Origin of the sequence: Rhodococcus sp. AH-ZY2 (assembly GCF_030916465.1) — a bacterium.
Lineage (GTDB): Bacteria > Actinomycetota > Actinomycetes > Mycobacteriales > Mycobacteriaceae > Rhodococcus > Rhodococcus ruber.
The window spans coordinates 2,169,512-2,181,668 of record NZ_CP126458.1 but is presented as its reverse complement, the minus strand read 5'-3'; the positions used below and the strand labels follow the sequence as shown (position 1 = coordinate 2,181,668).

The following is a 12,157-nucleotide window of genomic DNA, read 5'->3' as shown; positions in this document are numbered from 1 at the left end:
GGTGGGTGTCGAAAGCAGACACGCTTCGGGCGGCTATCGCACGGAACCCCCGGAACGTCCGCTCCGAGGATCTGCACCGGTCGTGCGTGGAAGTCTTCGGGCCACCCCGGCACGACGGGAGCAGCCCCTGCCGTGTGTCGAACCCCGTGGCCGGGCGATCCACGCGTGAACATCCAGCGCGGAAAAGGGCGAGGCCACGCCGTACCAGGTCAGGCAGGTGCCGGCCGCACTCTAGAAGATGGAGGAGGAACCGTGAACCACCCAGACGCCCGCCACTACAGCTACCGGGTCCAATGGTCGCCGGAGGACAACGAGTACGTGGCCACCGTGCTCGAGTTTCCGGGTCTGTCCCGGATCGAAAGCGACCAGAGTGAAGCACTGAACGGCGTCGTGCGTCTCGTCGAAGGCGTGATCGATGATCTGATCGCCAACGACGAGACTGTGCCCCGCCCGTTCTCCGAACGCTCCTACAGCGGCACGATCTACGTTCGCACCTCGCCCGACCTGCATCGACGTCTCGCAATCGAAGCTGCTGAACGTCACGTCTCGCTCAACCAGCTAGCCGTCCAGCGATTGGCGAACGCATAGCGCTCCGCCGCTTTGCCGCATCAGCGCTTCTTCTTCGCTGCCACGCGTTTGACCGCCCGAGGCGAGGACACGCGCGCTTTCCCTATGATCTCTCGAGCCTGTTCTCGCCAGCGAGGTTCGTCGACCCCCTCGCGGTCATCCGTCGTGAACAGAACGCCGAGCGGACCGCCTGCTTCGGTGACACCTTGCTCGGCGTACCAGGCGCGCTTCTTCTCCCAAGCTGCTGCGTAAGCAGGATTGTCGAGCATGCCCAGGTGCTCCCAATACACCGTGCGGCCATCGGCGGTCGTGATGGTGAAGTCCGGAACACGGGTACGACCGTCGCCCCCTACCAGAGGTTGTTCGTAGACCCATGATCCCGGAGCAAGCTCTTCAAGGATCCCGGCGATGATCAATTCGTTCTTGCTCCGTACCAGCACACCGGTCTTACTGACGTGCACCAAGCCGGCATCCAACCTGCTCATATCAGGTCCGGCCGACGTCCGAACGGCTACCGGAGCAGGTGGGAGCGTGAGATCCGTCATCCGGCGACCGGTGTCCGATCCACTGGCACGGGTCAGCTCGAGGAGTTCGTCGATCGGTCCCTCATGGCACAGCACCACCCGGTCGGTCTGGCGGGTCAACGCCGTGTACAGCAGCTCGCGGGATACTCGACGAGCACCCGCTGGGAGCATGACCACGACCAGGCCGAACTCGGAACCCTGTGCTTTGTGGACGGTGAGTGCCCATGCAAGTTCGACGGGTGCGTCCGTCTCGGAGGATCCCATCGACGTCGTGAACCGTCGGCCGAGCTGACTGGAGTACTCGACTTGAGTCTTCCACGGCGGCTTCTTCATCGCCTTGGTCTTGATCTGCCCTATGACGACGCCGATCTCGCCGTTCGCGAGATAACCCTTGGATTCACCTTCGGCCTTGGACCAGAACCAAGCCCGAGACCGGTTTCGAGTGTTGACAACCTTGTCGCCCAGCACGATTCGCTCCGGACCGAGTGGTTCGGGCACGCTTCGGCTCTTACCCCACGTCTGGGCCTTGCGGAGTTCGAAGCCGCGGTGCGTCTCCTTCAGGTGCCGGTTCAACCGGACCGTGCCGTAGGTGTAGTTGCGGAACGGGGAGAGGATCTGCCACTTCTCGATGTGGGCAGCGGCATCGAAGTAGTTCACATGCGGCTCGACAGTAGCCCCGTACGACGCCGCGAACGACCGACCGTCGTCGTCGGTGCGAACCCCGAGCTCTTCGGTCAGGACATCATCGATGACCTGCTCAGGGGACCGACCCTCCCATGACACTGCACGCAGGGAGGGCATCTCGTCTCCACGACGGATTCGCTCCCAGACGTCGTCGAAGCCCTCCGGAATTTCGTCACCTGCGAACCACTTCGCCAGCATCAAATCGTCGCGGATGTGCCCTTGCTGACGGCGCAGGACCGTCAGCTCGGCCCATCCCGGTGCGACAGCAGGCCAACGTCCGTCGTGTCCTGCGCGCGCCGCCCGTTCGAGGTCGACGAACGGTCTGCCCTCTCCGATCGGGGGGAGTTGGCGCGGATCGCCGACGAGGATCAGTCGGCCCGGCGGCACGAGAGCATCCATCAACGCAGCAAGCATTGTCTCGGTGAGCATCGAGGCCTCGTCCACCACAACCGTGCCGTACTTGGCACGATCGCCCGGATCACCCGTCACCCGGTACCGTCCGGTGTTTCCGTCGTACCGATCCGTGCGAGCGAGGAACTGTGCGACGGTGACAGCATCGTGGTCGGCCTTCTTCGCCAACTGCACGCGGGCTTTGCCGGTGGGTGCCACAAGCAGCACGCCTCGGTTTGCAACCGTCGGATGATGGATCAGCGCCTTGATGAGCGTGGTCTTGCCCGTGCCGGCGGGCCCGTTGAGAACGGTGAAGCGCCCGGCATACAGCTCGCGTAGTGCGGCCGTCTTCTCCCTGCGGGCACGGCGTTCGAGCTCGATGTCGTTCGGGTCGTGCTTCTCCAGAGGACCGAGCATGGTGTCGAGTGCCGACTCGAGGTCGTTCGGCACGGCGTGCCGCGGCTGGCCCTGCAGCATCTGCGACATCTCTCGAATGGTCTCGCGTACGAGGAGGAGGGTCCGCAACTTGTAGGCAGCGCTGCCGTCCGCCAGACGCGTTCCGGCGATCACAGGCCAAGATTCGTTCGGGTCGTCGTCGAAGTACTCCGGTTCCAGGTCGAGACCCTCGAGTATCTGGCGAGTCAACGGCAACGGTCGAACGAGTGCGCGCCGTTCGACTCTGCCCAGCATGTCGGGCAGCGACACCACGGTGTCGCCTTCCGAAGCTGCCGCTGCCAGCTCCGACGCCAACAAGGCTTCGACGCGACGAACGTCGACAGGATCGTCGAGCTCATCGGTAATCGGGAGCGGATGACGGGACAAGAGTTCGGGGGAGCCGAAGCAACCGCGATCGACGGTGTCGAAGTCGACGGGGTCATCGTCGTCCAGGCTGCAGGTGACGAGATAGTACGGATTCTCGAGCAGTTCGTCCGGTTCGAGGATCACAGATGTTTGTCGGTCAAGGACCGCGTCGACCTGCTCGTGGGTCAGGTCGAATCGGGCCATCATCCGAAGTGCATCGCGACCGAGTTGTGAGGTCTTGCCCCAGATCTTGCGTCGTGTGTCGGTAAACAACTTGCGGACTTCACCCGGCAGCCTCTTGCCCTCGAGACCTGCGCACAGGGTCGTCCATGGATCCTCGTCCTCCGGCGTTGCTGCGACGATCAGCCTGGCGCTGTAGGCGGGGTGTTCGAACCCGAGGCGATGGAGCACAGCGGGCAGACCCGGCGCGACTCCACGTCTGTGCCATGCCGCGTTCATCTGGGCGTCGAGCCAGTCGAGCGACCTACTGGGAACTTCGCATCCGAATTCACGGGCCGCGAGCGCGGCCGCGCGCAACGACATCAGCGCAGCGACCGCACTGTCCGGCGAGACATGTTCGGTGACATACGAAAATTCCCGGTCGCGTTCCGGAGCCGGCGCGAGCGCGGCGGAGACATCCACACCCTGTGCAGACAGTCGCGCCAAGTCCTGCATCGGCAACAGGATGCCGCCGGAACCATCGGGACGCAGGGTATGGCGAAGAGTCGTTTCCCACATGTGATTCGGGAAGGTGGTGGGTTTGGTTGTGGGCCATCGGTCCGGCAGGCGTACATCATCGACGAGCGCAGCACCGACCAACAAACGGCCGGAGTCCTCGAATGGAGAATGTCGCAGGTAGAAGAAGACGAGAGACTGCTTCGGAGTGACGTGACGAAAGAAGGTCTCTATGAGCGCCTTCTGGTTGTCTCCGTGTAGAACCCACGTCATTCTGTCCGGACTCTTGAACCCGATCTTTTCGAAAGCTTGTTGCTCGGCTTCGTCGCTGTAGGCGTCGACACGTTCCTCAGCGATCAGTCCTTCAGTGTTGACCCGCGCCATCCAGTAGTACGGAGTGGCATGCACCGACCACGCGGGCAGCGTGAGCGTCGCCTCGGCGACACCCTCGAGCGCTGCCGTCCATCCGTACGGGTGCTTCTTGGGGATGTGCACCGTGTGGGGACTCAAGAAAGTGACGCGTTCCTCGACACAAGGCGGGAGCTTCTTGGGGACTTCATGAAGCGGCAGACCGGCTACGGACTCTTCGAAACCGTCGTTGCGGTTCTCGCCGATGTTGTTGAGCAGCACACAACTTGTGTTGCGCGCCGGGTCGATACACACGGTGCCGTTCCATCCCGAGTCGTGCCACGGAACCCGCACGGACAGGTGCTGCACAATGTTCCCCATCTTTCCCCCTCTACAACTCCAAATCGATGTCGTCCGCCGACACGACCTCGCGTTCGGCCTCAGACAACTCGGATGCCCCGATCTTGATCTCGTAATCGGTGTACGGGTCGAAATCCGGGTGCAGTTCGATGACGTCGAGGACATCGACGAGTTTGCGCAGGAACAGCCTCGGCGCGATGCCGACGCGACCGCCGAGACTGCCGGCGACGGCACCGGCGAACCGGCGCAGGAACTCGTCGTCCGCGATCGTCCGCACCCGTTCGGCGGAGTCGATTCCGCTGCAGAACAGATCCCGTACCCGGCCGCCGAGTTCGACGAGCCGATCCAGGTCGAAGCCGGTCAGCCTGAGTTGTGGGGCGCGCGGGTTGTCGAAGCGCGGGTCGCGGGAGAAATCGGTGTGCAGGCGGTCGGCGAGCGGCGGCAACAACTGGATGCCCTGACGACCCTCGAAGAACGCGGGTGTGCCGGTGATCAGCAGATACAGGCCCGGGAAATGTCCGTCGTGGATCTCGTCGATCAACTGGCGCAGCGCGTTGAGTGCTTTGGCGCGGGCATCGGAGCGCACCCGCTGCAGAGTTTCCACCTCGTCGAGCACCAGCAGCAGGCCGGCGTTGCCGGCGTCGGCAAGGACCGCGAGGAGTCCTCGGAGGAAGCCGAGTGCCAGGAAATGGTCGAGGTCGCCCTTGATGCCGGCGCGGCGCTTGACCGACGCCGCGACGTGCGGTTGACCGCCGAGCCACGCGACCAGCCCGTCGGCACCGTCGTTGTCCCCCTCGGCCACCATCTGCCGATAGGCCCGAATCGCCATGGGAAATACCGGTGCGCGCGCGGCGACGTCGGCGAGGCGCCGTTCGAGCAGGTCGTCGACGCCCACACCCTGCTCCGTCGCGTCGTCCTCAATCGTGAACAGCCACGCGTCGAGGATGGGACGCAGCGCGGACGGTGGGATCGAGGCGGTGCGCAGAGATTCGATGCTGCGCCGGTACACGGTTTCGAGTTTGTGCAGCGGCGTGTCGATCTCGTTGATCTGGACCTCGGCGACGGCGAAACCGCGTTTGGTGGCGCGATCGGCGAGCCAGCGGGCGAAGAATGTCTTGCCGGAGCCGTAGTCGCCGCGCACTGCCTTGAACATCGCTCCCCCGCCGGCGACCACGTCGAGCTCGGCGTCGAGTTCGGATTCGAACCGGCCGAGTCCGACGGCGAGCTGGTCGAGGCCGTTCGCGGGGACGGTGCCGCGGCGCAGCGCGTCGAGGATTTCTCGTCGCCGACGTGGCGACACCGCCGCGGTCACGACCCGATCCCGAACTGTTCGCGCAGCGCCGCCTCGTCGAGTCCGACGACCCCGCTGTCGAGCAGCAACACCTCGTAGCCCTCGACGTCGAGCACTCGCTTGACCTGCAGCAGCGCCCCGCCGACGCGACTCGGGGTCAGTCCCAGAAGGGCGGCAGCGTGGGCGGTGGTCACCTCCCGCGCGGGGGCGGCGAGCAGCGCGGTCAGCAGCGCGCGAATCTGGTCTTCGCGCACCACGATCCGGCCTGCCAGACGAATCTGATCGGCGAAGACGGTGGTGGCGAGCACCTGCGCGGCCACGTCCGTCCCGTTGTCGGGGGCGGCGGGTTCGTCGTTGTCGAACAATGTGGGCGCCGCCTGCTTCACAGCCGGTGCGGGGCTCGCCTCGGGGGTGTCGAGCCGGACGGGGCTGTGCCACCAGCGCGGTTCGACGGGGTCGAGCGCAGTGAGCGTGTCGGGACACTCGCCGGTGTGCAGGGCGAGCACCGGCACCACGACCTCCGCAGGGCTGGCTCCGCCGTGGTAACCGGCGTTGACGGGTCCGTAACGGATGGTGTCGTCAACCGCGAGCACGACCGCGCCGCTGTCGGTGAGCACCCGCGGCCCCCGCACCAGGATTTCGCCGTCTTCCACGCGGTCGAGATCCCCGTGCGCGCGCTGCCCGTACACCGTGACGCGGTCGCGTTTAACTGAGGTGCGACGCTCGATGATGTGCCCGTGGTCGGAGGTGATGATCACCGCCCTACCGGCCCGCTGCGCGGCCTGCAGGAGGGCGCGCAGGTGGGTGATGGTGTCGATGCCCCAGTCGGTTCCACCCGGGTCGGTGTGGTGAAGGGTGTCGTCGACGAAGTTCAGAACCGCGGCCACGAGTGGACGGCCGGTGGTGTCGGCGATGGCGTTGGCGACGTCGGTGGCCAGGTCCGCACCGGCGGGCACGGTGTCGAGTGCCTTTTTGTGGAAGATCGGGTCGGTGCGCCCGGGGGCCGCCTCCAACTTCGCATCACGCAGCAGCTTTAGGAAGCCGGTGCGTTCGGTCGCGTCGCTTCCTTCCCGCAGCTCACCGGCTAGCAGCGAGCAGCGGCTGCGTTGGGTGAGGGTGGGCAGGACCGCGAGCGCACCCGTCCGACGGGAGGATCCGAGCACACCCGCCTCAGTCCAACCGACTTCCGCAGCGGCCGCAGCAAGTTCCGTTGCGGCCGCGACGGGCAGCGCGTCGACCACGATCAGCAGCGTGGGCGCCGATTTGGCCAGGGGCAGCACCACGGCCGGCAGCAACTGTTCGACGAGTGCCCCGGTGGGGTGCGGCGTGTCGGCGAGGGCGGTGGCGAACCGGCGGTCGTGACCGCGACGGCGCGCGGTGACCAGGGCGATGACCCGGGTGATCGCCTCGGCCAGACGCCGATGATCCGAACCTCGATGCGCCGTCACGAGGGCGGCGTCGACCCAGCCGTCGACGTCGACGTACCGGTGGGTCAACGTGTCGAGCCCACCTGCGGTGGGGGCGTCCACGGCGAGCCACCGCAGCAATCGCACGGCCGCTTCGGCAGCTCGACAGGACGTGGAGGTGCGCGCCGACAGGTGCTGCAAGACCCTCTGCCACGCTAGTTCGACGCTGTCGATGCCGCCCTGCTTCGGGCCGTACGAGGCGTCGCCGGGCAGGGCAACCTCGATCGCCCTCGCGAGCTCCTCGAGGCGCGCGGTTAGTCCCTGGGGAAGCAGTTCGGACCGCTCGGCGAGATGTTCGATGTTCAATTCGCGAACGTGCGCGGCTGCGGATTCGAGGACCGCCCGCCGTTCCCGTTCGATCAGGGTGCCGACGACGAGCCCGGAGGTGTCGTCGTGCCAGGCTTCGAGGTCCTCGATGTCGAGGCGACGGAGTCCGTACTCGCCGAGGAACAGGCCCCGCTCGAGGGTGCTGGTGGGGTCGGTGACCAGCCCGGCTAGAAGTCCGAGTGGCACCAGCTCGGTGATCCGCTGGGACTGCAGCAGCGCTGCCACGGACTTGCCGAGTCTTCCCGCTCGTTCGGCAAGCCACTCCGCGACGGCCTTCATCACCTCGGGGCCACCGTCTACGCGGAGGCGGGCGAGGTTGTCGGTCACGTCGGAACGACGGCTCCATTCGAGGATCGCCAAAGTGTCGATCTCGGTGGCGGGATCGTCGGTGATCGCGAGTACGGCGCGCGCGAGGGTGGACATCACGTGCGTGCGGGTGAGCACACCACCCGGTGCGGGGGTGATCGCGGCGGTGGGGATCGCCGCGAGCAGTCCGAGAGCCAATGCCCGGTCGTTGGGTACGCGGTAGAGGGCGGGTTCGATGGTGGTGGCCGCGAACGTCGAGCGCAGCGCGTCCCACGGGTCGGGGCTGAGCAGCCGGCCGTCGATGAGGTGGGACAGCACCCCGTCGCCGAGATCCTTGTCGTCGACGGGGGTGAGGATGACGAGCCACTGATCGTCGGCGCGGGATTCGAGGGCTTCCCACACGGCGAGGGTGGATGGGCACGGCACGACCGTCACCGGGGTTCCGTCGTGCTGGAAAGTACCGCCGTCCCACGCAGGCACGGCACGGAGACCGAGAACACCGCTCTTGTAACGCTTTTCGACGGCTTTCGCAAGCTTGGCGGTGATGATCGGACGAGTGGCGGTGAGGGTGTTCACTCCACCCACCACTTCACGTGCAGACGCTTGCCGTGCTTCTTGTGGGCTGCACGCAGTCGTTTGGTGACGGACTCGATGTCGACGATGTAGTCGAGGATCACCTCGTCGGGGTCCGTGACGACCTCGTCATCGGAAGTGTCGTCGTCGACTTCGTCGTCAGCGTCGTCATCGGGATCGTCGTCGACGCGTTCGCTCACCACCCACTCGACCACGCGGGTCTCGGTGCGGTTGAGTTCGTCGGCCAGGGAGACGCCGGGGGTGGTGATCAGCTCCTCGAGCTTCTTCACGATCACCCGCGCAGATTCTCCGCGCTCACCGCCGGTTTCGGCCCCGGCAAGCAAAGCTCCGATCAGTCTCCACTGGAAGCCCCGCAGCGCTGCGGCGTCGTGGGCGGCTTCGGTCCGCATCCGCCCCGCGGATTCCGCGGAACCCGGCACCGGTGTGGTGGCGAGCAGGTCGATCAGCGCAACGTTGCCGGCGGTGGAGGCGAGAGTGTCGAGGTAGTCGACGAGCGCGCGGGCGACGCTGATGCGGTCGGTGTTGGCGACGTCCAGCTTCAGGGCGCGGTGGGCGTCGGCGAGCCGGTCGGCGAGCTGACGCAGGTCTGAGGTCTTCTCCCCTGCCCTGGCTCGCACCTGCTGTGCGAAGTCGGCGACGTTCGCGCCGGTGAGGAAGGTACGCGGGATGGTGTAGCCGAGCAGGTAGGTGGCGGTGGTTCGGGCGGCGTCCCATGCTGCCTGCTCGGGTAGTTCCTCGGCGCGCAGTTCGGTGCTTTCTCGCATCCGACCGAGCGGCGGTGCCGGAACGGGCGCGCCCGCCTCGAACCAGGCGCGTTTCCGCAGCAACGCCCATGCAGCGACGATCAGGTCGCGGGCTTCGGGACGCAGACCCCATGCGGGGCTGACGGCGTCGATGCGATGTTGGAGTGCGCCGACGGTGACGCGGTCCGCTTCGGCGGCCGCGCGGTCGAGTTCACCGGCCCAGTAGGCGAAGGTGTCTTCCCCGAACAGGAAGTGGTCTTCGGTGGCCTTGCCCACCTTCAGCGGCGCGGCGATGCGCTGCGCAACCTTGCGTTCGGCGCCGGCGGTAGGTACCCGGCCCTGACGATCCGCGACCGCCTCCTCGACGAAACCACGCACGATCTCGTAGTGGCGAGTGGTGACCTCGTCATCCGGGCTCGGGTACTGCGGATGATTCGGGTATAGCGCCCCGAATGCCTGGTCGACGACCTTGTCGAAGGCGTCCCGCAGGTTCAGCGCAGTGGGCAGTTTCGGGCTGAAGTCCTTGCTGAGCGAGACGAGGATCTCGGTGTGGCCGGGGTCGTCGACGAAGTATTTCGGGTCGGGCGCTTCGATACCGTAAGCCTGCTCGAGGAGTCGTTGGAAGGCGTTGAGCGTTCCCCGGTAGAGGTTTTCGAGGATGCCTCGGGCCTGCGCCCGGTCGGCGGGCGACAGGTGATCGGTGTTCTCCTGCCAGCGGTCTCCGGTGCCGCCGAACAGCCAGTCGAGCTTGACGAGCAGCGCGAGGTCTTGTCTGGCTTCGTCGGAGAAGAACTTCGGCAGCCACACGATGGTGTGCCGGTCGCCGCCCGCGAGGAGTCGGTCGATGCGGGCGATGTCGTCGGCCGCGGAGAACTCTCCCTCGTCGAAGGGGTAGTCGACGACGAGCCGCCACGTGCCGGGCCGGTTGTCGAAGTTCTGTTCGGGCACCGACGAGGCGTCGCGGACGTTGCCGAACACCACATCCACTTCGCGGCGGGAACCGCGCCAGATGACGGTGCGGGTGGCACCGCCGGCGAGGTCGTCCTGTTTGGTGTCGACACCGAGCGCCTGGTGGACGAGGGTGCGGATGAGCACCTTGCGCTTGCCGGTGTTGTCTTCGCCGCGGATGCGTTCGAGGACGGAGTTGTAGTCGACGTTGGACAGCTGCACCCGGATGATCGGGTTGGTGCCCTCGGAGACGGTGATCTCGGGGACGTCTTTGGACCATTCGCGCACCACGCCGAGGACGACGCGGGCTTCGCCGCCCTTCATGCGGGTCTTGATGGAGCCGTGGTTGAGCGCGGCGAGCCGGGACGCGGTGATGTCGCGCAGCGCAGGGACCTTCGGGGCGATCGCAGACAGCAGCAGGGTCTTGGCGATACGGTCGTGGGCGCGGAACCCGGCGGGCACCGAATCGGGGTCGGTGTCGAGCTGCTCCTGGGTCACCTGATGGCGGGTGAGCAGCAGCGGCAGCAGCTTGTCGTGGTAGAGGGAGTCGGCCGCCTTGAACAGGGTGGACGCGACACCGTCGATGGGTTCATCGCCGTCGACGATGGGACCGAAGGCGTCGCCGACGGGGATGAGGTCGGCGGTGGTGAGGGTGTCGCGGCGTTCGACGAGCATGCGCTGCATCACCTTCAGCGCGGTGCGGTCGCGTTGCATCACCGAGGCGAGTTCGCGCAGCGTGGCCACCAGCGCCGGGGAGAACGGGTAGGTGAGCCGGAATTCCTGTTCGGAGGCGCCGCGATGCTCCTCGGTGGTGTTCATCGAATCGCGCAGCACGTCCCATACGTCGGGGCTGCGGGTGACGGAGCGGAACGCATCGTCGAGGATCTGCTTGGCGTCGGCGTTCTTCGGTTGCAGCAGACGGATGTTGGCGACTTCGGCGAGGTTGTCGTTGCCGAGTTCGATGGTGCGGAATCGGCCCTGCTGGTATTGCAGGGCGCGGTCGGTGGCGTCCTGCTCGGCACCGGAGGCACCCGCGTCGGCGAGCCACTTGCGCAGGTCCATCTGCCGGGAGATGAAGGAGACCAGCGGGATGGGGCGTGGGTTACCGGAACCTTCGACGAGTTTAGTGATCTTCTGCGATTCGCGGCTGAAGATCTCGTTGTTGCGCACGTAGAAGATCAGCCAGAGGATCAGTTCGTCGAGGAACAGCACCACGGCGTCGTAGCCCAGTTCTCTGGCGTGCTCGGAGATGACGCTCAGGCCGCGGTCGAGGTCGACGTACTCGGCTTGCTCGAGGAACGACGAGAAGTAGTTGCGCACCAGCGCGGAGACGAGTTCCTTGCGCTCCTCGCTCTCCGCGGGGGCGACGAGCCCGGCCCGGTACCGCTCGAGGGTCCAACTGTCCGAGACCAGTCCGCCCCAGGCGTCGTCGCCGTCCCCGCTGTCGCCGCCGAGTCCGGAGAGGAACCGATCATCACCCATCTTTTCGCGCAGGTGCTCGGCGTCGGCGAGGAGGGTGTCGGACACGTGCAGAGCGGGCAGCGGCGCTTCGGGATGGAGGCGGCGGATCTGGTCGACGTAGCCGCGGAAGATCGCTTCTTCCATCGACTTGGTGCCGAGGAAGTGGTAGGTGAGGCTGAGGATCTTCTTGCCGGCGATGTTGGCGTCGTAGCGGTCGGTGAGATCACGGAATCGTTCGGTGCGCAGACCCGGGTGATTGCCGAGGAGGGCGTAGAGCACCGCCATGAAGTGCGATTTACCGGAGCCGAACGACCCGGCGAGGTAGGCGCCGCGGGAGGTGTTCTTGGTGATCGCGTCGGAGATGAGAGAGATCGCGGCCGCGAAGTTGTCTTTGAGCGAGTCGGTGAGCACGTAGGAGTCGACGGTGGCGCGGATGTGTGCGTCGTTGTCGGTGCTGTCGGTCAAGCGCAGCACGTAGTCGTCGGCGCCAACCCGTTCAGGAATGTCGATGACGTCCCGCAGCAGAATGCTCACGCTTACTCCGCCCCTCCTTCATGATTCTCGAGACAGCGGCCGTGGTGGAGATCGCTGTGAAGTTCATCCTGCCAAAGAACGGCGACGTTACCGGGCACCACCCACGCGCGCGGCGGATCGGTGACACCGCCACATCCT

Annotated in this window: 5 protein-coding genes; 1 reads left to right on the top strand and 4 read right to left on the bottom strand. The window is 66.1% G+C overall.

Features of this window, described 5'->3' with window-relative positions; genetic code table 11:
• The first annotated feature begins 252 nt into the window (after nucleotides 1–252).
• Nucleotides 253–588: a type II toxin-antitoxin system HicB family antitoxin gene (locus tag QNA09_RS11205; RefSeq protein ID WP_054373660.1), complete on the top strand. Its 336-nt coding sequence runs from the start codon at nucleotides 253–255 to the stop codon at nucleotides 586–588.
• 20 nt (nucleotides 589–608) lie between these two features.
• Here QNA09_RS11205 and QNA09_RS11200 read toward each other — a convergent pair whose 3' ends face one another.
• The 4 genes from QNA09_RS11200 to QNA09_RS11185 are packed head-to-tail and all read right to left on the bottom strand — an operon-like array spanning nucleotide 609 to nucleotide 12,019.
• Nucleotides 609–4,370: an AAA family ATPase gene (locus tag QNA09_RS11200; RefSeq protein ID WP_054373661.1), complete on the bottom strand. Its 3,762-nt coding sequence runs from the start codon at nucleotides 4,368–4,370 to the stop codon at nucleotides 609–611.
• 10 nt (nucleotides 4,371–4,380) lie between these two features.
• Entirely contained in the window at nucleotides 4,381–5,661 is a 1,281-nt protein-coding gene (gene brxD / locus QNA09_RS11195) for a BREX system ATP-binding protein BrxD (RefSeq protein WP_162919313.1), read from the bottom strand.
• On the bottom strand, nucleotides 5,658–8,315 hold the full coding sequence (gene pglZ / locus QNA09_RS11190; RefSeq protein ID WP_119699788.1) for a BREX-2 system phosphatase PglZ: 2,658 nt from the start codon (nucleotides 8,313–8,315) through the stop codon (nucleotides 5,658–5,660). Before pglZ ends, brxD begins: the two co-directional genes overlap by 4 nt.
• A complete protein-coding gene (locus QNA09_RS11185; protein WP_119699787.1) occupies nucleotides 8,312–12,019 on the bottom strand; it encodes a DUF6079 family protein in 3,708 nt (1,235 codons plus the stop codon). The genes pglZ and QNA09_RS11185 overlap by 4 nt, the downstream gene beginning before the upstream one ends.
• Nucleotides 12,020–12,157 lie beyond the last annotated feature (138 nt).